Genomic DNA, 21,096 nt, shown 5'->3' on the forward strand with positions numbered 1-21,096 from the left:
GTTTCCCCACCTCAAGAAGACGACGACATGACGAGATCGAGCACGGCGGCGCGCTCGGGGACCAGGTAGAAGTGGTCCCCACGGAACTGGTGGATCCGGATACCCCCGGGCGCGTGCTCGGCCCAGCGCTCGGCCTGGGCCGGCGTCACTTCCGGATCGGCATCCCCCAGCAAGACGGTCACCGGACACTCCGGCTCGGCACCGGGTGACCAGCGATAGGTCTCGGCCAACCGGTAGTCCGACCGGATGGCGGGCAGGAAGAACGCCCGCATCTCCGGCGAACTCAGCAGCTCCGGCGCCGTACCTCCGAGCCGGACCAGGTCGGCGACGAGGCCGTCGTCATCGCGACGATGCACCTCACCGGGGACGACCTCACCCGGCGAATGCCGGCCGGAGACGAAAAGGTGCGCGGGCCGAATCCCCCAGCCCTGCAGCAGCCTCGTCACCTCGTAGGCGACGGCGGCCCCCATGCTGTGGCCGAACAACACGATCGGCCGGTCGGCCAGCGGGCGGATCGCCCGGGCGAGGGCCGGTGCCAGCTCATCCATCGATTCGATACACGGGTCGGCGATTCGGTCGCCGCGGCCGGGGTACTGAACGGCCTGGACCTCGACCTCAGCCGGTAACGCGGCAGACCAATCGGAGAAGAAGCTCGCGGCCCCACCGGCGTGGGGCAGGCAGATGAGCCGCATCCGGCTGTGCGGACGCGGCTGCCGACATCGGAACCACTCAGAGCTGATCCACGATGTGCTCGAAGCTGTGGCGCGGGCAGGGGCGGGCGACATTTGGGCGACTCCTTGGCGGATGAATCGCGACGAGATCGCAGCTGGAACGGCCTCCCCAGCGTGAATTCCGGCCGTTCCATTGCGACGTTCTGGGACTTAGGCTAACCTAACTTTTTGTTGAACGGTGTGCAACCGTGGGGCGGTTGCGGCCACTCCGTGCGGGCTGCACCCTGGAGACTATAGGTTATGAAAACCATTATCATCTAGAGGTCGGCTTAGATCTCGCCTCTCCCCCGCCCTGGAGGTTCCCCATGTCGCTCACTCGACGTGAGCTGCTGCTGTCCGCTGGTTTGTCCGCGGGCGCCGGCGTGCTGCTGTCCGGATGTAACGCCTCCGAGCCAGGCAGCGCGCCCGTGCAGGCGAGCGGTTCCGCCACCCCGCGGCAGGGCGGCACGTTGCGGGCGGTGTTCACCGGCGGCGGTGCGACCGAATCGCTCGACCCGTTCGCGGGTGGCGCTCCGGTCGACCTGGTCCGCCATGACGTGGTGTTCGACTCGCTGTTCACCTTCCGGGGTAACGAGCTCGCGCCCGCGCTGGCGAAGTCGGCCACTCCGGCCAAGGACGGCCGCTCGTTCGTGCTGAAACTTCGCGAGGGTGTCGTCTGGCACGACGGCTCGAAGTTCACCGCGCAGGACGTGTTGGCGAGCTTCAAGTACATGTCCGCCCCGCAACGGCCGTACCCGAGCGAGCTCTCCGCGTACTTCGACTTCGCGGCAGCGAAGGTCGTCGACGAGCTGACGCTGCAGGTGCCGACCCGGCAGGCCGTGGGCGATCCCGCGCTGCTCCTGGCCGCCTTCCCGGCGAAAATCGTGAAGAGCGGAGTGACGGCGACCAAGGCGATCGGCACCGGGCCGTACCGGGTCGCCGCGTTCGCCGCTGGGCGGGAGACTCGGCTGAAGAAGTTCGACCAGTACTGGGATGGCCCGGCCTTCGCCGACGAAATCGTGCTGGCAAGCCTGACCGATCCCCAGGCCAAGGTGAACGCCGTACTGACCGGCTCGGCCGACTACACCGCCGACATCCCGTACACCTCGGCGAAAACCGGGACCAACAGCCCCGACCTGGAGATCCGGACCGCCGGGGATCTCGGCCGGGTCGGTTTCGGGTTCGTGCTGAACGCGACCCGGGCGCCGTTCCGCGATCCTCGCGCCCGCAAGGCCGTCCGGCTCGGCATCGACCGGCAGGCGCTGGTCGACAGCGTGCTGCTCGGGTACGGCGAACCGGCGAACGACCTTTTCGGGGCCGGTAGCAAGTACTTCTCCAACCGCGAGCCGCTCGCGCGCAACGTCGACGAGGCCCGCAAGCTGGTCAAGGACGCCGGGATCGAGGGCGCCACCGTCACCTTCCGGACGGCCGAGTACGAGATCGGCTACAACGCGTCGACCCAGCTCCTGGCCGAGCAGCTCAAGGACATCGGCATCACGGTCAAGGCCGACGTGGTCGGCGTGCCGGAGTTCTTCGACGTGAAGGCGCTCGGCCAGACCGACGGCATCGTCTTCTCGATCGGCGCCATCCCGCTGCTGGTCGCCTACACCCGACTTGCCGCCTATCCGACCCTCGGATTGCCGGACAACCAGCTGCGTGGCGCGGTCACGACGGCGCTCGCCTCGGTCGACGAGAAGGAACGGCAGCGCGCGTGGGTCTCGGTCCAGGACGTGATGGCCGATCGCGGTAACACCGTGGTCTGGGGTCTGGCCGACACCCTCAGCATCGCCCGGAAGAACGTGGCCGGAGTCGAGGTCCGCGGCCAGGCGAAATACCCGTATCTCGGCAAGGCCGGCCTGGCGTGACGGCGGCCCATCCGGTCCTGCGGCAGATCGCGGGCCGGCTGGTGACCGACGTGTTCCTGCTCGCTGGACTGTCGTTCCTGGTCTTCGTCGGCGTCGAGCTGCTGCCGGGTGATCCGGTCACCAGCCGCCTCGGCCCGACGGCGACCCCCGAACGCATCGCCGCCATCCGCACCGAGCTCGGGCTCGACCGCCCGGTCCTGGTCCGGTACGGCGATTGGCTGGGCGGGGTGTCGCACGGCGATCTCGGCAGGTCCTCGGTCGGACAGCCAGTCAGCACCTTGCTCAGCAGCCGAATCGGCAACTCCGCCTTGCTCGCCGGTCTGGCAATCGCCTGCCTGGTCCCGTTGTCGCTCGGGCTTGGCGTGCTGGCGGCGTGGCGTCGGGGCCGGACCACCGACCGGGTCATCTCGTCGGGATCCCTGCTGCTGGTGTCGTTGCCCGAGTTCGTGGTGGCGGGATTCCTGGTGCTCGTGCTCGCCGTGACCCTTCGGCTCTTGCCTGCCGTTTCGCTGATCCCAGCGGGCTCCAGTCCATTGAGTAGACCCGAGGTGCTGGTCTTGCCGGTGCTGAGCCTGCTGCTTGTCGGATTGGCCTACGCGACGCGGATTATCCGCGCGGCCGCGGCATCCACGTTGCGCGCGCCGTACGTCGAGTTCCTGCGGTTGAGCGGGCGCACCGAGGGCGAGGTGATCCGTACGGCGGTGGTCCCGTCGGTGCTGCCGATCGCCGTACAGGTCTGGCTGATGACCGGCGTGAGCATGGTCGGCGGCGCGGTGCTGGTGGAGAAGGTGTTCGGCTATCCGGGGGTTGGCGAGCTGCTCGTCACGTCGGTGCAGACCGGGGATCTGCCGGTGGTGCAGGCGTTGGTGCTCATCCTCGGCGCTGCGACGCTCGCGGTGCTGGTGTTAGCGGATCTGGCGGTGATCGCGTTGACGCCGCGGCTCCGGACGGGCGGGGTGGGATGACGCGCGTGCGGGGTTGGGTAGTCGCTGGCGGGTGGGTGTTGTTCGGCGTACTGGTTCTTCTGATTCTGGTCGGTCCCTTGATTGCGCCTGCGACCGCTACTCACCCAGTCGGGCCGCCGTTTTCGCCACCGTCTGGTGATGCTTGGTTGGGTACGGATCACCTGGGCCGGGATGTGTTGTCGCGATTGCTGCATGGCGGTCGGCCGTTGCTGCTGACGAGTCTCGTGGCCGCGTTGGCCGGGACTCTCGCGGGCACCATCGCGGGATTGCTGGCGGCGTTGACCTCTGCCGGACGCCGTTGGCTCGACGCGCTGCTGATGCGACCACTCGACGCCGTGGCCGCCGTACCGCCGATCTTGCTGCTCCTGCTCTGCCTCACCGTCTTGCCGAATCGGACCGGGTTGGTGCTGGCCGTCGCTCTGACGAGTGCGCCTTTGTCGGCGCGCGTTGCCCGATCCGCCGCGGCTCAGGTCACTGGTCGCGCCCATGTGGAGAACGCGATCGCGCGTGGGGAAAGCTGGGCGTGGTTGCTTGGACGGGAGATCCTTCCGTTGGTAGCAGGGCCGTTGCTTGCCGATCTCGGCATCCGGTTCGTGGCCGCCGTTTATCTGGTCGCGGCAGCGGGATTCCTTGGCCTGAGTACGTCGGACTCGGATTGGGGTCTGCTCATCGTCGAGGCTTTGCCCGGCGCGGCCCTGCAACCGTGGGCCCTGCTGATGCCGGTCGCGGGCGTCGCCTTCCTGGCCATCGCGGCCAACCTCATCTCGGACCGTGTGGCCCATCGATCGCGGGGGTTGCTCGCATGACGTTGCTAGAGGCAACCAACCTGCATCTTGTCGCCGGCGGCCGGTCGATCGTCGACCGGGTGTCGTTCGCGCTCGCCGCCGGGGAGGCCGTGGCGATCACTGGTTCGTCCGGATCGGGCAAGACCAGTCTGGCGATGGCCATCCTGGGACATCTGCGCGACGGCGTACGGCATGCCGACGGGTCGTTGCTGGTCGACGGCATCGCCTCGCTACCGACTCCGCCGCCCGGCTTGCGCGGTGGACTGATCGGGTACGTCGGCCAGGATCCGGGGTCGTCCCTCAACCCGTACGCGCGAGTTGGTGCAACGTTGCTCCAGGCAACAGGTCGCCGGGTGGCACGGCCTGCGCGAGCGGGCGTTGTCGCGGCACTGCTGGCGCGCGTCGGTCTGCCGTCAGACCTGAGCACGCGGTATCCCCACCAGCTGTCGGGAGGCCAGCAGCAGCGAGTGGTAATGGCCGCGGCCTTGGCCCGCGACGCGAAACTGCTCGTACTGGACGAACCGACCACCGCACTCGATCTGGTCGCGAAGGCCGAGGTCGTCGCCGAACTGCGCCGCCTTTCCGACGAAGGCGTCGCGCTGCTCTGGATCACGCACGACCTCGGCTCGGTCCGTACCGTGGTGGACCGGGTCATCGTGATGGACGCGGGCCGCGTCGTCGAGGATCGGCCCGTCGCGGACGTACTGGATCGACCGGTCTCGTCGGCCGCGAAGCACTTGCTGGTCTCAGCCTGTACGACGGCCTCGACCGGTGTGACGGGGCCGCCCGTATTGCGCGCGTCCGGCGTCGTCGCGGCGTACGGACGGCATACGCCGGTCTTGGCCGACGTCGATCTCGACGTACGGGCCGGGGAATGCCTTGCGGTATTGGGCGCGTCAGGCGTCGGCAAGAGCACGCTCGCGCGGACGTTGGCAGGCCTTCATCCGCCGCGGGCCGGAGAGCTTGTGCTGAAGGGCTCTGCGCTCGCGTGGGATGTCCATCGTCGGACGCGAGCCGAGCGTGCCGCCGTACAGCTCGTTGGCCAGAATCCGGCCGAGGCGCTGCATCCGCGGCAGACTGTGCGGACCGCCTTGGTACGGCCGTTGGTGCGCCTGCGGGGTTTGCCGGCCGCCGAGCATGCGGGTGAGGTGAAGCTCCTGCTCGACGCTGTCCGCTTACCGTTCGAGTTGGCGGATCGGTTGCCGGGTGAGTTGTCCGGGGGCCAACGGCAACGAGTCGCACTCGCCCGCGCCCTCGCCGCCCGTCCCGAGGTGATCGTCTGCGACGAAATCACCTCCGCCCTCGACACCGTCACCGAGTCGGACGTCCTGCGCATGCTCACCGAACTCCGCACCGAACTGGGACTCGCGATCGTCCTCATCACCCACGACCCCGACGTCGCCGCCACCGTCTCCAACCGCCTCCTGGTCCTGTCCGCCGGCCGCGTCACCCGCACCGGCCCAACCTCCGAACTCCTCCCGCCTTCAGAATCCCCAGAAGCCCGCGTCCGCCACCTCCTAACAACCACCTGACCCCAGTGGCGGCGACCCCCTCCCGCCGCTCATCGGGCCCTTGCAACCAGGCGTGTCCTAGCTCATCGGGCCCTTGTGACCAGGCGCGTCGCAGCTCATCGGGCCCTTGTGACTTGAGGGTCGAGGCCGTCGAGCGGCTCTGGTGGCGGGGATTTAGGCTGGCGGGCATGGCGAATCTCGGCGTACCCCGTCTCGACTCCGTCGCACAACTCGCGGAGGTGGTCCGGAACGGGTTCGTCGAGAGCCGTCATTTCGGCATGGCGGTAGCACTCTCTCCTTCCGGCGAGGTGTTGTACGGCGCCGGGGATTTCGACGGACTGGTGCTACCTCGATCGACGGCCAAACCCTTGCAGGCAGTCGGAAGTCTGGTCGCCGGCGCCGAACTCGACCTCCCGCAGACCGCGGTAGCAGCCGGGAGCCACACCGGCGAGGACCAGCACGTACGGGTCGTCCGCGCCATCCTCGCGTCGGTCGATCTGACCGAGGACGCTCTTGGCTGCCCTCCGGATTGGCCCGAGAACGAAGGCGTGCGCTTCGGCTTGATCCGCGGATTCGGCGGACCCGAGCGGATCCTCATGAACTGCTCCGGCAAACACGCCGCCATGCTCGCCGCCACCGTAGCCTCCGGCAACAACCCCACGTCGTACCTATCCCCAGCCTCCCACGTCCAGTCGGTCGTGCAGTCTGAGCTATCCCGCCTGTCCACCCCAGGCCCAGTGGAGTCCTTGGGATCTGCCGATTCGGCGGTGGTGACGGTTGATGGGTGCGGCGCTCCGCTGTACGCGTTGCCTTTGCGTGGACTGGCTCGCGCCTTCGGCCGCCTGGCCCTCGCCGCGCCGGGCAGCCCCGAGGCGCAGGTAGCAAACGCCATGCGGACCCACCCCACCTTGGTAGGCGGAACGGGCCACCTCAACAGCGAGGTAATGCGACTCCTCCCCGGCGTAATCGCCAAGGGCGGCGCCGAGGGCGTGCTGGCCATGGCGTCTCCCGACGGGCACGCCGTTGCAGTAAAGGTGATCGACGGCAACCCGCGCGCCACCACGGCACTAGCGCTGGCGCTGCTGGCAAAGACCGGCCTGGACGTATCGCCCGCCGCGGCACTGACCGAAGTCCCCATCTTCGGCGGCGGCACCCCTGTCGGCACCGTCCGCCCGACGCTCTAGCTGGCTCCGCGTCCCTTCTTCGTGAGCCTGCTGGACGTTTTCTGGCCAATAGACGTCCGGCTGACCCACAAAGACGAGGAGCAGCCCGGAAAGCCGGCGATCTGACGTATCTTGGCGGCCGCGCGCAGCTTCGTGAGCACACTGGACGTTTTCAGGGCCCGAAAACCTCCAGTCCGCTCGGGAAGATGCACCGCCGCCCATCCGTGACGGCCCCACTCGCCGCGGTAGCGCCACGCAGCCAGCAAACCCGGTCAGACTCCACCCATCCCCCTGATAGCCCGCCGCCCTTGGCCGGTTCGAAAGAACTCAGGGGGACGGGTGCCCCGCGACGACCTCCTCCTCGACCGCATCGCGCGAGCGCAGCGACGAATGCGCCAAAGCGAAGACCAGCAGAACACCCAACAACCCAGCCGCCAGCAAGTACGGCAACACCGGCCACACCTGGTAAAGCGACGTCCCCACCACCGGACCGAACACGAACGTGAGCGCAGTAGTCGCCCCCAGCAGCCCAGCCAGCCCACTCTGCTCGTTCCGCTCCACAAGCATCGTCGGCGCCGAGGTGTACCCAGGGACCGCCAACCCATAGCCAACACCAGTCAGACCAAGCCCAACCAGCACAGACCACAACCCAAACCCCGGAACGACCAGCAGGAACCCAAAGATCGCCACCGGAATCCCAACCCGCAGCATCCGCAACGGCGCCCACCCGAGCTTCGGCACCACCGCCGCCTGCATCACCAACATCGGCAACCCCGCACAAAGCAACGCGAACCCGGTAGTCCGAGCCGTCTGCTCAGAGGTCAACCCCAACCGATCCTGCAGCAGAAACCCGATCGTCATCTGCATCAACGCCAACGACAGGAACAGCCCGAACCCGATCACCAAGAACGGCCAGATCCGCCGATCGAACGGGCTCAACCGCGGCACCACCGGCCGCTCGGCATGCCGAGGCTCGGCCGGTAGGCGCAGAGCCACCAGCACGGCCAACGGAACCAACGCGGCCGGAGCGACGTACAGCGGGATCAACAACCCAAACCGCCCGAGCAAACCACCAATGGCCGGGCCAAGTACCAACGCGAGACCAGTCACCGCGCCGATCAACGACAAGCCGCGAACTCGGGACTTTTCGTCGGACGTCACGTCAGCGACGTACGTCTGCGCGGCGACCGGGATGGCTGCCATGAAGCCGCCGAAGAGGAAGCTGCGGCTGACCAGGATCAACCCGAACAAGACCGGCAACGACCAGCGTCCATCCAGACCGAACTTGGTCACGACGGCGAACCCGGTCAGGCCGAGGATGGCGCCGGCGAGGCCCATGACGATGACCGGTTTGCGGCCAAGGGCTTCGCTACGGCGGCCCCAGAACGGGCTGGCCAGGACGACGATCGCCGCGGCGACGGTCATCACCAGGCCTAGGTGGACCTCGCTGAGCCGGAGCTCGCGGGCGAGTGGCGGCAGGATCGGCATGATCATCTGCTGGCCGAAGTAGCCGCCGAAGACGGCGAGATAGACGAGCACGAGTGGGCGTCGGGCGGGCTGATTCATGGCATTCCTTGTACAGTGTTCAACGGGTTAGGTTGACCTTACCACCGGGAGACATGATTAGGTCTGGACGCATGACACCCAGTTCGCCCAAGTCGAGGACGGCGGCCGGCCTGCCGCCGATCACCGCGGCCAAGGTCGCGGCCGCCGCGACGGCTCTCACCGCGCGCAAAGGGCTGGACGGGTGGAGCGTGCGGGACCTGGCCGGCGAGCTCGACGTCTATCCCGCGGTCATCTACCACCACATCGGCGGCCGGGACGCCGTGCTGCACGCCGTCACCGAGCGGGTGGTCGCGCAGATGCCTTGCCCGCCGGCCGACTTGCCCTGGCGCGACTGGTTCACCGAGTTCCTCTGCGAGGGGCGCAAGGTGCTGCGGAAGTATCCCGGCGTCGCGCGCCGGCTCTACCTGGCCGGCCCGACCGTGCCGTCGGCGATGCGCATCATCGACCGGGGCGTGACGGTGTTGCAACGGGCCGGGTTCGGCGACGAGGCCGTCGACATCTACAGCTATCTCGTCGGCACCGGGTTCCTGCACGTCGACCTCGAGGACGAACGGGCCGAGCGCGTAGAGGAACGGCTTGCCGCCCGCGACGCGTTCCTTGCCCATGGCAACCGTGAGGACACTCCCGGCCTGGCGGCGATGGCCTCCCAGCTAAGCACCCGCGGGCGCACGCCGGCGCAGATCGTCAAGGACGACGAGCAGGCCTTCCGCTACATCATCGACCTCTGTCTGGACGGCGCCGAGACGCACCTCGGCTAGATCGAGTTGCTGCGCAGATGGATGTTCTGGAGCAAGCCGACCGCTAGTAGGCCGGAGAACATCGAGGAGCCGCCGTAGGAGACGAACGGCAGCGGCAGGCCGGTGACGGGCATGATGCCGAGGGTCATGCCGATGTTCTCGAAGGCCTGGAAGCCGAACCAGCAGACGACTCCGGTCGCGACCAGCCGGCCGAAGGCGTCGCGCGCGTTGACCGCGATGCGCAGGCCACGCCAGAGCACGATCGCGAACAGCACGATGATGCCGCCGGCGCCGATCAGGCCGAGCTCCTCTCCCGCCACCGTGAAGACGAAGTCGGTGTGCTGCTCGGGCACAAACGCGTTCTGCGTCTGCGAACCGTGGAACAGCCCTTGGCCGAAGACGCCGCCGTTGCCGATCGCGATGCGGGCCTGGTTCACGTTGTAGCCGATACCGCGTGGGTCCTGCGACGGATCGGCGAAGGCCGCGAACCGCGCGAGCTGGTAGTCCTTCAGCACGTGGAACTGGATCGCCAGCACGGCCGTCGTCGTGGCCACCAGCACCAGACCCACCAGCCAGCGCTTCGATACGCCAGACACCGCGATGATGCCGAAGACCAGGGCGCCGAGGACCATCACCGTGCCGAGGTCTGGTTGCAGTACGACGAGGGCGACCGGGATCGCCGCCACCACTAGGGACTGGGCGAGATCGATGGTGCGGGCCTCTTCGCGATGGTTCGTCTCACCCTTCTCCGCGATCAGCAGGGCCATCCCGACGATGACCGCGAGCTTGGCGAACTCGCTCGGCTGGATCGACAACCCGGGCAGGTGGATCCAGGAGCGCGAGCCGTTCACGACGGCACCAACGCCCGGCACGAGCACGAGGATCAGCCCGAGCACGGAACCGGCGTACACGAAAGGGGTGAGGATGCGGACCCAGCGATGCGGGATGACCGCGGCGCCGACGGCCAGCACCAGGCCGATGGCGAAGTTCATCAGGTGGCGCAGGAGAAAGTCGTACTGATCGCCGCCGGTGAGCGCATCGCGCTGATAGGTGGCGGACCAGATCAGCATCGCGCCCACCGCCGACAACGCGCCGACAGCCAGTACGAGCAGCCAATCGGCCTGCCGTAGGGGCCAGCGCCGATCCAGGCGCGACCGGCCGCCGCCGTACATCAGGCTCATGGCTTCTTACCTGGAGCCGGAGCCGGGACCTTCACGTTATAGAGCGCTTCCCAGACGTGACGGACGGCCGTGCCGGAGGCGCCCGAGCCCGAACCGGCCTGCGACAGCATCATCACGACGGCATAGCGTTCGTCGTACGTCGCGAGCCAGGACGTCGTCTGCTTGCCGTACACCTCGGCCGTGCCGGTCTTCGAACGGACCGGGTGCTTGTCCAGCGGGAAGCCGCCGAACTTCCACGCGGCCGTGCCGGTCCGAGTCGTCTCCTTCAGCGCCTTGTCCATGTACGCCAGCACCGACGGGGAGATGGGCAACCGGCCGGACGACTTCGACGGGATCGCCTTGACCTTGCCGCCCGGGCCGACGAGCTTCTTGCCGAGGCGCGGTTCCCAGAGCACACCACCGTTGGCCAAGGCCGAGTAGATCGTTGCCAGCTGCAACGGTGTGATGGTCGTATCGCCTTGCCCGATGGAGAAGTTGACCGCGTCGCCCGCGCGATACCGCCAGCCGTCCTCGCAGAACTCGCGCGAGAACTGCTTCAAGAACGCGGACGTCCCCGGCTCGGGATTGGCCGCCATCTTGCAGTAGTAGTCCTTCTGCGCGTCGTAGTACTCCTTCTTCCACTTGCGATCCGCGATCCGGCCGGCGGCCTCGCCCGGGATGTCGATACCGGTCGGACGGCCGAGCCCGAAGGCCTTCGCCATCTCGACGACCGGGTCCTTCGCGTCGACGTCACCGGAGTTGCCGCCCGCGCGCAGCCACAGGTCGTACGCGATCCGGTAGTAGAAGGTGTCGCACGAGATCGACAACGCCCGGTCGAACCCGATCCGCCCGTACGACGCGGACTCGTAGTTCTTGAACTTGCGATTCCCGACCTCGAAGTACGACGAACAGTCCAGCTTGCTCTTCAGCGAATAGCCCGCGTTGATCGCGGCCGCCGTGGTGATCGGCTTGAACGTCGACCCGGGCGCGAGCTGTCCCTGCAACGCGCGCGACAGCAGCGGCGTACCGGCCTTGGGCGAGTAGAGCGCGTCCAGCTCCCGCTGGGTGATGCCGCCGACCCAGACCCCCGGGTTGTACGTCGGCTGGCTGGCCATCGCGACGATCTGCCCGGTCTTCACGTCCATCACCACGGCCGCGCCGGAATCCGCGACGTAGTTGCGGCGAGTGTTCTTGTCGTACTGCTTTCGCGCGGTCAGCATCGCGCCGTACAACTGGCGCTCCAAGACAGACTGGATCCGCGAGTCGATGCTCGTGACGAGGGTCGACCCGGGCACCGGCGCGGTCTGCTTGGCCACGCCCGTGGTCAGGCCGAGGTTGTCGACGGTCACGCTCTTCACGCCGGGCGTGCCGCGCAGCATCGCGTCGTACGTGCGCTCGACGCCGGCCCGGCCGACCAGGTCCGACCGATGGGTGACCGGGTCCTGCCCGGCCTCCTCCATATCCTCCAGCTCACCGGTGGTGATCGGCGAGAGATAGCCGAGCAGGTGAGCCGCGTTCACCTTGTACGGCGCGGGGTAGGCGCGGAGTGCGGCCGATTCGGCGTTGACGCCCGGGAAGTTCTCCCGATGCTCCATGATCTCGATCGCGACCTGTTCGCTGACGTCCTTCGCCACCGGGATCGGCTGGTACGGCGATCCGTTCCAGCAGACGGGCGGTTTGCTCGCGCCGGGCTCGCCGCAGAGCTTCGTCCGGGCGGTGAGGTCGGCCGGGGTCTGCCGGAGGACCTTCGCCAGCCGGACCAGCACCTGTTTGGCCTGCGCCTCGGGCAGTTTCACCAGCACGGTCCGGTCGACGGTGATGACGAGTGAGACCCGGTTGCCGACCAGCGTCCGCCCGGCGGCGTCGACGATGTTGCCACGGGCCGCCGGGGTGAGCACCTCGCGGACCCGGTTCTGGTCGGCGGCGTCGGCGTAGTCGTCCCCGACCACCACCTGGAGCCACCAGAGCCGAGCGAAAAGCGTTATCAGCAAGGAGAAAACGAGCACGCGGATCACGAACAACCGCAGCCGCGGCCGCTCGGGGGCGGGGTTGTAACTGCTCACGACAGCACCCGCCTGCGCTCGCCTGGTGGCACCACCAGTCGCATCACCCACAACACCAGCGGGATCACCAGCACGGCCGCGAGGAGGTCGTACCCGGTGGCGATGCCGAGGCGCTCGCCGTACGACGACCAGTCGACAGATGGGTCATGCAGCAACGACCCGGTGGCGGTGAAGACGGTCAGCGAAAGCACTGTGCCGACGACCACCGTGACGGCCGTCGCCCAGGGACCGACGAAGCTCTCCCGCCGGGCCAGGCCCGCGACATACCCCGCGAGCGCGAACGCGAGTGCCCAGCGGCCGGCGGTGTGGTCGGCCGGTGGCGCGAGGTCGAGCAGTAGGCCGCCCGTGAAGCCCGCGATCGCGCCGAACTCCGGCCCGCGGGCCAGGCCGAGCGCGACGACGACCACCAGTGCGAGGTCACACGTCACCCCGGCGATGGCCAGTTGCGGCAGCGTCGAGAGTTGCAGGGTCACGGCGACCATCAGGAACAGCGCGGCGATCGCGACGCGCAGGCCCGCCATCAGCGCGGCCCCGGTAGCGGTCGGCGTGAGCTGCGGGCGGTCGGCCCGACGACCACGCCGACGGTGTCGATCCGGCCGGCATCGGCGTACGGCCTGATCAGGGCAGTGGACCCGAGCGTGCCGGTGGCGGGGCCGACCGAGGTGATGACGCCGATCGGCACGCCCGCGACGTACGGCGCGTTGCCGCTCGAGCCCCAGGTCATCACCTTCGCGCCGACCCTGGGCCGGGCCTTGAGGTCGACCAGCCGGTATTCCAAAGTGGCGTGCGAACCGAGCTCACCGCGGCCGGTGACAAAGCCGAGGGCCTGAGTGGTGTCGAGGCGCCCGCCGACGGTGGAACCGCGGTCGCCGATCAGCAGCACCGTCGCGGTCGACGCGGTGGCTCGCACGACCCGGCCGATCAGGCCGTCGCCGTTCAGCACGGTCATGTCGGCGCGAACGCCGTCCGCCGCGCCGGCGTCGATCGTGATGGTCTGGCTGAAGCTCTGCGCGGGCCCGATCGCGATCACCCGGGCGGGCGCGATCTTGTAGCCGACGTTGCTCGCGACCCGGAGCAGCTTGTCGAGCTCGACGGCACGCTTGCGGGCGTAGTCGGTGCTTCGCAGCTGACTCGTCAGTTTGCGGTTTTCCTCGCGGAGGCGCTCGTTCTCCGCGGTGAGTCGCTCGGCCGCGGCGAACTTCGCCTTGAGGTCGTCGACCGGTTTGCGGGCCGACGTCGCGCTCGACTGCAGCGGGCCGAAGATGCCGGCCGCGGTATCGCGCAACGGATCGACCGGCGACCCGGCTGAGCGGCGGGCGTCCAGGATCATCAGGGTGAGCGAGGCCAGCACGACCAGCGCGAGCACGGTCCGGCGGCGGCGGATGTCCTTGGGCAGCCCGGCGGACCGGACCACACCCCTGGTAGGCGGTGCGCCGAGATCTTTCAGCATTCGTCGGTCCTCAGCGGCGGTCGGTGACGAGGATGCGTTGCAGGGTCTCGATGTTGTCCACGCACTTGCCCGCGCCGAGCACGACGGCGTCGAGCGGGTTGTCCGCGACATGGATCGGGATACCGGTCTCGTGCCGCAGGCGCTCGTCCAGGCCCTGCAGCAGGGCACCGCCGCCGGTGAGCACGATGCCCCGGTCGACGATGTCACCGGCCAGCTCGGGCGGCGTCTTGTCCAGGGTGGCCTTGACCGCGTCGATGATCGAGGCGAGTGGTTCTTCGATCGCCTTGCGGATATCGGCCGCGGAGACCTTCACCGTGCGCGGCAGGCCGGAGACCATGTCCCGGCCGCGGATCTCGGCGGTCGGCTCCTCGCGGGCCGGGAAGGCCGAGCCGATGGTCATCTTGATCTGCTCGGAGGTGGCCTCGCCGAGCATCAGCGAGTACTCCTTCTTGCAGTACGTCTGGATGGCCTTGTCGATGGCGTCACCGCCGACCCGGATCGACTGGCTGGTGACGATGCCGCCGAACGAGATCACCGCGACCTCGGTGGTCCCACCGCCGACGTCGACGACCATGTTGCCGGTGGCGTCGCGCACCTCGAGGTTGGACCCGAGGGCCGCGGCCATCGGCTCCTCGATGATGTAGACCTTGCGGGCGCCGGCCATATAGCCCGCGTCCCGGACAGCGCGCTGCTCGACGGCGGTGATCCCCGACGGAACGCAGACGACGATCCGGGGTTTCGCGAAGTACCGACGGCGGTGCACGCGCTGGATGAAGTAGCGCAGCATCTGCTCGGCGGCGTCGAAGTCCGCGATCACGCCGTCCTTCAACGGCCGGATCGCGGTGATGTTGCCCGGCGTCCGGCCGATCATCTTCTTCGCCTCATGCCCGAAGGCGACCGCCTCGCGCGGTTCGTCGGTCCGGGTCGCGACCACGGACGGCTCGTTCAGCACGACGCCACGTCCGCGGACATAAACCAGGGTGTTCGCCGTACCGAGATCTACCGCCATATCGCGGCCGAGCATGCTGTTCGCCATCGCGCCGCCTCCCGCCCATTGCTTCGCTCCACAGGCTAGACGCGTTCCGGCCCCCGCCCGGCGACCGACACGTCACCGCTCAGCCACTCACGCATCGTATCCGACCGACTACCCCATGCCATCATCCGGGGTCCGGAGCCTCGTTACCGAACCGTGAAGGTCAACGAGCAACTCGCGGCGAAGTTGGTGTGTCACACATCACACCAGCTATTCCCTTGGGAGGGGACCATGAAACTGCTCCGGTTTGCCGTCGCACTACCCGTTGTCCTGGCGGCCGTCACCGGCACCGTCGGCACTCTGCCCGCGTCGGCCGCGCCCAGTCACCAGTGTCTGAGCTCGATGTCGCGGCTGCCCGCGATGGGCCAGGAGACCGGGTTCGTCGGCGTGACGCTGTCGCCGAACCACCGCAACGTCGTGCCGAACTTCCGGATCAACCCGGCGCTCTGCCAGGGCGCCGTGTTCGCGATCGGGATCAGCCGTCGCGACGGCAGCCAGTTCCGCAACGCCAACGCCAGCTTCGACCCGTCGACCGGCTGGGTGCGGGCCACTCACCGGCTGGGCTGGGCCGACACCGGCGACTGGACCATCCGGCAGATCGCCGTCAGCTGGAACGGGCAGGGCGCGGTGCGGTCGCTCGACCCGGCCAAGCAGACCTCGGTCGCGCGGGTGAAGCGCGCCTCGGTGCTGACGGCATACCCGACCGGCAAGTTCCAGGCCGACAACAACGACGTGTTGTGGGTAGGCGGCTACTTGAAGGCGTACAACAGCAAGGGTGGACTCTCACCACTGCCGTGGCAGCTCGTCGAACTGCAGGGCCGTCGCTACGGCTGGGGCGGCGAGTATGGCGTGGTGAACGACTTCGAGTCCACGTCCACCGGGCGCTGGGGCGGGGGGATCAACTTCGGCTACAAGTACCCGCAGGAGATCCGCGTGATCTTCCGCTCCCGCTACCAGACCATCGCCTCCGACTTCACCTACATGGGCGTCGGAATCGGCCATCCCTGATCTTCGGGCTCAGGGGAGGTCGGGGAACCAGAGCTTGATCTCGCGCTCGGCGGACTCCGGGGAGTCGGAACCGTGAACCAGGTTCTCGCGGTTCGACAGCGACAAGTCGCCACGGATCGTGCCCGGAGCCGCCTTGCGTCCGTCGGTGGCGCCGTTCAGCGCGCGCACCACCTCGATCGCCTCGTCGCCCTCGAGCACCAGCGCCACCAGCGGACCACTGGTGACGAACGCGCGCAGCGGCGGGTAGAAGTCGCGCTCGACGTGCTCGGCGTAGTGCTGGTCGGCCTGATCGGCGTCGATCGTGCGCAGCTCCATCGCGACCAGGCTCAGGCCCTTGGCCTCGAACCGGCCGAGGATGTCACCGACCAGGCCCCGCCGAACGGCGTCGGGCTTGAGCAGGACCAGGGTGCGCTGCGACATGTCACTCTCTCCGGGTGTTCAGGCGGAACCGACTGGGACGCTCAGCCTAGCGGGTGACGCTCCCGCGACCGGCTCGCAGGTCTGGCACAACCAACCGGTCGTTCTCCGCATCGTTGCTGGTGGAGGCGCGCTTCCCCGCGCCCCACCGACCTCGGAGGACCCGGCCAGCCAGCGGTTCGTCAGCCGCCCGGACGGTTCGAAGAAGCACGGCGTCGCGTTCAACTTCGGCATGGCTTCCGGTGGCAGCGACACCATTGCCTACGGCGACGACACCTATAGCTACGGCCCGGCCGACGCCGGCACCTGGATCCTGTACGACAAGGCCGGCAAGCCGTGGCGCCGGTACGCCGCGGTCTGGGCCAGCCGTTTCACCGCCCCGCCCGCGCCGCGCGTCGTCACGGCCGGCACCACCGTGACTGTCAACCACCAACTGCTCGGCTCGACCGCCACCACCGCGCTGGTCGGCGTACCGGGTAAGCGCACCGTGACACTCACTTCGCCGATGGGCGGCTACACCCACCTCACGGCGATCGCCGGTTCGACCGGAAAGACCACCGTGACCTACACCGCGACAAGCAACCGCGCAATCGACGCGTCGTACGACGGCCGCGCGACCTGCTCGTCGTACAACAACGCGGGCTCGGCGGTCCAGATCGTCAACGTCCGCCGCAAGATCACGCGGGCGGTCAGCGACAGCACGCCGGCCGTCGGTCAGTACGTGAAGGTCACCGGCACGGTCTACCCGGCGGCGAACGGCCAGAAGGTGTACCTGCAGCGCTGGGACGGCACGAAGTTCGTGAACGTCGTCGCGGTCAGCACCACCAGCGGTAAGTACACCGCCTACTTCAAGCCCGCCAAGAAGGGCACGCACACGCTGCGGCTCTACACCGCCGCGAATACCTGGAACGTGGCGAGCGTCTCCCCCAATGTGAGCGTCAGCGCTCACTAGCCATGCTCCAGTCGCCCGGTTCCGGCATCTCCGCCGGGACCGGGCAACCTTTTGTTCACCGGCTTCCGTCTTGCAGTCGTCAATGCCAATTCACGGAGGTCTTCATGATCGGAAGCACAGGGCGGCGGGCGGGTGCCACCGTCGCCGCGATCGCGCTGGCCGGCGCCGGCGCGCTCGCCTCGGCTCCCCTCGCGTCCGCCGAACCTGCCGCCTCGCCGCAGGCTTGTCTGGACAGCATCAAGAACGTGCGCTTCAACGACACCAACGGCCAGTTCCTGCTCGGCGGTTTCACCATCCAAAGCCTGGGTGTGTGGCAGGTCGGGGTGAAACAGGCCGAGGCCGTGCGCGTCTACACCAGCCAGAAGGGCGGCGGGGTGAGGTTCATCAGCAGGCTGGGGAGCAACTCGCTGTCTGCCTCGGCCGATCACGATGCTGTGGCCTGCAAGGGTGCGGTGATGACGTTCGGCTTCAGCAAGGGCGACGGCAGCGGATACCGCAACGCGTTCGCGCACAACCTCGGCGCCCGCTATGAACCGGCCCGGAAGATGGCCGACCGGCGATTGCCAGGTGGTTCGCTGACCGCCTGGTTGCCGATCACGCCGAAGGACACCGGCGAGTGGAAGATCCGGCAAGTCGCGGTCCGCCAGGGCGCCGAACTCGTGGTCAGGCCGATCGGTGACGTCAGCACCACCGTCCGGCGAGCGTCGTACTTGGGTGCGAACCAACGGCATTGGGTGCGGATGGACCACCAGCCGCTCGTCGCCATCGAGAAGACCCGCGCACGCGACGCCGACCGGACCCCGAGGTCATACGTGATCTGGAAGGGCGAGCTCGTCGGCATCACCGGCCACCTGACGACAATCTCGACCAAGGGCGCCATGGTCGGGCTCAAGGGCCAGCCCATCGTGCTGCAGGCGCGCAAGGGTGGCGCCAAGGGCTCGTGGCAGACCGTGCTGGTGGAGCAGAAGAGCACTCACGCCAACGGGTATTACCTGCTCCAGGTCAAGCGGGCCAAGGTGGCCGGCCACGAGCTCCGGCTGCACTACCCGTCGCCGTACCAGAGCATCGCCAAGTCCTATCAATACTTGGGCAAAGTGCGTTGAGCTGACGACAGCTCACCTGCCGCGTCCCGTCTCGGGGGACGCGGCAGGTGCCGAACTTTTCCCGGCCGGTGGCGTCTTACTGGCGTAGTCCGTAAGCATCCTCGGGAGGGAATCATCATGATCACCACCTTCGGCCGGCGCGCTGTGGCGGCCGTCGCCGGGCTCGCCCTGGCCGGCACCGGCTTGTTCGGCGCGACCACGGCCATCGCGACGACTTCGGCCGCCAACTCGGCTTTGGCTTGTCTGAACGCGTTGGAGCAGCCGACGTTCTTCGACAACTACGGCCAGACCATCATCTCGCCGGCCAATCACGCCATCCGGACGCTGACCCTGGTCAACAGCAACGCCTGCCAGGGTGCGGTTGCCACGGTCGGTATCAGCAAGCCCTACAGCAACAAGGTCTACAGCGCCTACGCGCGCATCGGCTATGACGGCGAGATGCATTACCTGGCATCGAAGCACCAGATCAGCCTCGCGGATACCGGCCACTGGCGAATCCGCCAGATCGCGGTCACAAAGAACGGCGTGACGAAGGTGAAGAACTACGACCTCGCCGATATCCGGACCACCTCGGTCCGCCGGGCGTCGATCCTCACCGGTTCGCCCAAGGGATCGATTCCGGTCAACCAGTGGTTCACCGGCTACCTCAAGGCGTACACCTCGACCGGTTCGATCGTGCCGCTGAAGGGCCGGACGATGGTGCTGCAGGCTTCGCGCAACGGCCTTCCATACAAGGACATCCTGGTCAAACCGAACGCGACGCACGCCAACGGCTATTACCTGCTCGGCCGCGACCTCTCGCCGTACCGTGGCCACAACGTGCGCGCCGTCTTCAAGTCGCCGTACGAAACGATCGCCTCGTCGTACGTCTATCTCGGCGTGGTCCGCTAGCGACCCGCGTCAGCCGGCTTCGGCCGCCGCCTTGGCCTCGTCGATGCGGCGGCCGAGTTTGATCGCCATCACCCAGAACCCGGCGAAAGCCAGCCCGAGCACGAACATCACCGGCACGATGAAGCCGAGGCCGACCGCGCCGACCTGGACGATCCAGCCGAGGACGTAGCCGACCTTGTGCCGCAGCAGGCCGGCCGCGACCAGCGTGAACAGGGCCAGCCCGAGGCAGACCGCCAGGGACACGCCCTTCGAGACGTCCGCGACGGAGATCATTACCGGGGTGACCAACGCCAGCACGATCGCCTCGAAGGTCAGCACAATGGCCGCCAGTGACCTCATCGGTTCGAGCCCTTCAGCAGCACCCGGGCCTCGCCCGCGGTGATGACGGACCCGGTGATCAGGACGCCACCACTGCCCATCGGGGAGTTCTCCTCGGCCAGCCGAACGCCCTCGCTGATCGCCTCGTCCAGCCGCGGCGCGACCAGCACCCGGTCGTCGCCGAAGACCTCCATTGCGATCTCACCGAGGTCCCGCGCCGACATCGACCGGTCGAACGAGTTCTGGGTGCAGACGATGGTCTCCATGATCGGTTCGTAGGCCTCGAGCAGACCGTAAACGTCCTTGTCCCGCATCACGCCGACCACCCCGATCAGCGGGGCGAACGCGAACGCCTCCGACACCGCCTCGGCCGTCGCCTTGGCGCCGTGCGGGTTGTGCGCCGCGTCCACGATCACGGTCGGGCTGCGGCGTACCACCTCGAGCCGTCCGGGTGAGGTGACGTCGTTGAAGCCGTTGCGCACCAGGTCGATGTCGATCCGGTCGTCCTGCGAGCCGGCGCCGAGGAACGCCTCGACCGCCGCGAGAGCCGTCGCCGCGTTGTGCGCCTGGTACTCGCCGTGCAGGGGGATGAAGATGTCCTCGTACTCCGCGCCGAGCCCGCGCAACCGGACCAGCTGGCCGCCGACCGCGACCTCTCGCGTCAGTACGCCGAACTCGAGGCCCTCGCGAACGATCGTGGCGCCGACCTGGGCCGCGCGGCCCATCAGCACCTCGAACACCTCGACGGTCTGCTGCGACGTCACGGCAGTGGCGCCGGACTTGATGATGCCGGCCTTCTCCCCCGCGATGCCGACCGGATCGTCGCCGAGCAGGTGGCTGTGGTCGACGTCGATGGGCGTGACCACGGCGACGACGCCGTCCGCGACGTTCGTACAATCCCAGGTGCCACCGAGACCGACCTCGATCACGGCCACGTCGACCGGGGCGTCCGCGAACACCGCGAAGGCCATCGCCGTGATCACCTCGAAGAACGACAGCGGTACGTCGAACTCGGCGTCGACCAGGTCGAGATACGGCTCGAGCTCCTCGTAGACCTCGACGAACCGCTCTTCGCTGATCGGCTCGTTGTCCAGCGTGATCCGCTCGCGCACGGTCTCCAGATGCGGGCTGGTGAACCGGCCGGTACGCAGGCCCGCCGACCGCAGCAGCGAGTCGATCATCCGCGCCGTGGAGGTCTTGCCGTTGGTGCCGGTGAGGTGGATGACCGGGTAGGTCCTCTGCGGGTCACCGAGCAGTTCCACCAGGCGCTGGACGCGCTCCAGGGTGGGCGAGATCTTGCTCTCGGGCCAGCGAGCCTGGAGCTTGGCCGAGACATCGGCGTACGAGGTGTTGGTCATGAGGAGACCCACTGTAGTTAATCCGGTCGGAAGCACACCTT

General features: G+C 68.1%; 20 protein-coding genes. 10 read left to right on the forward strand and 10 right to left on the reverse strand.

What is annotated here, in order from left to right; translation table 11 throughout:
* Positions 1-11: 11 nt before the first annotated feature.
* The gene (locus OG394_RS14430) at positions 12-692 is read right to left on the reverse strand and encodes a thioesterase II family protein (RefSeq protein WP_328995850.1); all 681 of its coding nucleotides are present in this window, start codon (positions 690-692) and stop codon (positions 12-14) included.
* 344 nt (positions 693-1,036) lie between these two features.
* On the opposite strand from OG394_RS14430, the gene OG394_RS14435 reads away from it, so the two are divergent.
* The 5 genes from OG394_RS14435 to OG394_RS14455 all read left to right on the forward strand — a co-directional run bounded on the left by OG394_RS14435 (position 1,037) and on the right by OG394_RS14455 (position 7,020).
* Positions 1,037-2,575 carry an ABC transporter substrate-binding protein gene (locus tag OG394_RS14435; protein WP_328995851.1) on the forward strand — a complete coding sequence of 513 codons (1,539 nt, stop codon included), beginning with the start codon at positions 1,037-1,039 and terminating at the stop codon, positions 2,573-2,575.
* Complete coding sequence (locus tag OG394_RS14440; RefSeq protein ID WP_328995852.1) at positions 2,572-3,540, forward strand: ABC transporter permease; 969 nt, start codon at positions 2,572-2,574, stop codon at positions 3,538-3,540. Before OG394_RS14435 ends, OG394_RS14440 begins: the two co-directional genes overlap by 4 nt.
* A 146-nt stretch (positions 3,541-3,686) precedes the next feature.
* Entirely contained in the window at positions 3,687-4,346 is a 660-nt protein-coding gene (locus tag OG394_RS14445) for an ABC transporter permease (RefSeq protein WP_328995853.1), read from the forward strand.
* Entirely contained in the window at positions 4,343-5,857 is a 1,515-nt protein-coding gene (locus OG394_RS14450; RefSeq protein ID WP_328995854.1) for an ABC transporter ATP-binding protein, read from the forward strand. Before OG394_RS14445 ends, OG394_RS14450 begins: the two co-directional genes overlap by 4 nt.
* Positions 5,858-6,024: 167 nt before the next feature.
* The gene (locus OG394_RS14455; RefSeq protein ID WP_328995855.1) at positions 6,025-7,020 is read left to right on the forward strand and encodes an asparaginase; all 996 of its coding nucleotides are present in this window, start codon (positions 6,025-6,027) and stop codon (positions 7,018-7,020) included.
* Positions 7,021-7,326: 306 nt separating this feature from the next.
* On the opposite strand, the gene OG394_RS14460 is transcribed toward OG394_RS14455, so the two are convergent.
* Positions 7,327-8,565 carry an MFS transporter gene (locus OG394_RS14460; RefSeq protein ID WP_328995856.1) on the reverse strand — a complete coding sequence of 413 codons (1,239 nt, stop codon included), beginning with the start codon at positions 8,563-8,565 and terminating at the stop codon, positions 7,327-7,329.
* A 71-nt stretch (positions 8,566-8,636) separates the two neighbouring features.
* Between OG394_RS14460 and OG394_RS14465 the strand changes: the two genes are divergently transcribed.
* Positions 8,637-9,323 carry a TetR/AcrR family transcriptional regulator gene (locus OG394_RS14465; RefSeq protein WP_328995857.1) on the forward strand — a complete coding sequence of 229 codons (687 nt, stop codon included), beginning with the start codon at positions 8,637-8,639 and terminating at the stop codon, positions 9,321-9,323.
* Here the strand turns inward: OG394_RS14465 and rodA are convergent.
* Genes rodA through OG394_RS14490 form a run of 5 tightly spaced genes read right to left on the reverse strand, consistent with a single transcriptional unit; the run spans position 9,320 to position 15,011 of the window.
* Positions 9,320-10,483: a rod shape-determining protein RodA gene (gene rodA / locus OG394_RS14470; protein WP_328995858.1), complete on the reverse strand. Its 1,164-nt coding sequence runs from the start codon at positions 10,481-10,483 to the stop codon at positions 9,320-9,322. The two genes, OG394_RS14465 and rodA, sit on opposite strands and share 4 nt — an antisense overlap.
* On the reverse strand, positions 10,480-12,525 hold the full coding sequence (mrdA, locus tag OG394_RS14475; protein ID WP_328995859.1) for a penicillin-binding protein 2: 2,046 nt from the start codon (positions 12,523-12,525) through the stop codon (positions 10,480-10,482). Before mrdA ends, rodA begins: the two co-directional genes overlap by 4 nt.
* Positions 12,522-13,046: a rod shape-determining protein MreD gene (gene mreD / locus OG394_RS14480; protein WP_328995860.1), complete on the reverse strand. Its 525-nt coding sequence runs from the start codon at positions 13,044-13,046 to the stop codon at positions 12,522-12,524. Before mreD ends, mrdA begins: the two co-directional genes overlap by 4 nt.
* On the reverse strand, positions 13,046-13,975 hold the full coding sequence (gene mreC / locus OG394_RS14485; protein ID WP_328995861.1) for a rod shape-determining protein MreC: 930 nt from the start codon (positions 13,973-13,975) through the stop codon (positions 13,046-13,048). Before mreC ends, mreD begins: the two co-directional genes overlap by 1 nt.
* 10 nt (positions 13,976-13,985) lie before the next feature.
* The gene (locus OG394_RS14490; RefSeq protein WP_328995862.1) at positions 13,986-15,011 is read right to left on the reverse strand and encodes a rod shape-determining protein; all 1,026 of its coding nucleotides are present in this window, start codon (positions 15,009-15,011) and stop codon (positions 13,986-13,988) included.
* 228 nt (positions 15,012-15,239) lie between these two features.
* On the opposite strand from OG394_RS14490, the gene OG394_RS14495 reads away from it, so the two are divergent.
* A complete protein-coding gene (locus OG394_RS14495; RefSeq protein WP_328995863.1) occupies positions 15,240-16,016 on the forward strand; it encodes a hypothetical protein in 777 nt (258 codons plus the stop codon).
* 9 nt (positions 16,017-16,025) lie between these two features.
* On the opposite strand, the gene ndk is transcribed toward OG394_RS14495, so the two are convergent.
* Positions 16,026-16,436, reverse strand: a complete 411-nt coding sequence (ndk, locus tag OG394_RS14500; RefSeq protein WP_328995864.1) for a nucleoside-diphosphate kinase — start codon at positions 16,434-16,436, stop codon at positions 16,026-16,028.
* On the opposite strand from ndk, the gene OG394_RS14505 reads away from it, so the two are divergent.
* The 3 genes from OG394_RS14505 to OG394_RS14515 all read left to right on the forward strand — a co-directional run bounded on the left by OG394_RS14505 (position 16,435) and on the right by OG394_RS14515 (position 19,379).
* Positions 16,435-17,385: a hypothetical protein gene (locus OG394_RS14505; RefSeq protein WP_328995865.1), complete on the forward strand. Its 951-nt coding sequence runs from the start codon at positions 16,435-16,437 to the stop codon at positions 17,383-17,385. The two genes, ndk and OG394_RS14505, sit on opposite strands and share 2 nt — an antisense overlap.
* A 104-nt stretch (positions 17,386-17,489) precedes the next feature.
* Positions 17,490-18,488 carry a hypothetical protein gene (locus OG394_RS14510; RefSeq protein WP_328995866.1) on the forward strand — a complete coding sequence of 333 codons (999 nt, stop codon included), beginning with the start codon at positions 17,490-17,492 and terminating at the stop codon, positions 18,486-18,488.
* A gap of 117 nt (positions 18,489-18,605) precedes the next feature.
* Positions 18,606-19,379, forward strand: coding sequence for a hypothetical protein (locus OG394_RS14515; protein ID WP_328995867.1), 774 nt, complete (start codon positions 18,606-18,608; stop codon positions 19,377-19,379).
* Positions 19,380-19,388: 9 nt separating this feature from the next.
* Here the strand turns inward: OG394_RS14515 and OG394_RS14520 are convergent, their stop codons facing one another.
* Positions 19,389-19,718, reverse strand: coding sequence for a DUF4233 domain-containing protein (locus tag OG394_RS14520; RefSeq protein WP_328995868.1), 330 nt, complete (start codon positions 19,716-19,718; stop codon positions 19,389-19,391).
* Positions 19,715-21,055, reverse strand: a complete 1,341-nt coding sequence (locus OG394_RS14525) for a bifunctional folylpolyglutamate synthase/dihydrofolate synthase (protein ID WP_328995869.1) — start codon at positions 21,053-21,055, stop codon at positions 19,715-19,717. Before OG394_RS14525 ends, OG394_RS14520 begins: the two co-directional genes overlap by 4 nt.
* Between the last annotated feature and the right edge of the window lie 41 nt (positions 21,056-21,096).

It is taken from the genome of Kribbella sp. NBC_01245, assembly GCF_036226525.1.
Classification (GTDB): domain Bacteria; phylum Actinomycetota; class Actinomycetes; order Propionibacteriales; family Kribbellaceae; genus Kribbella.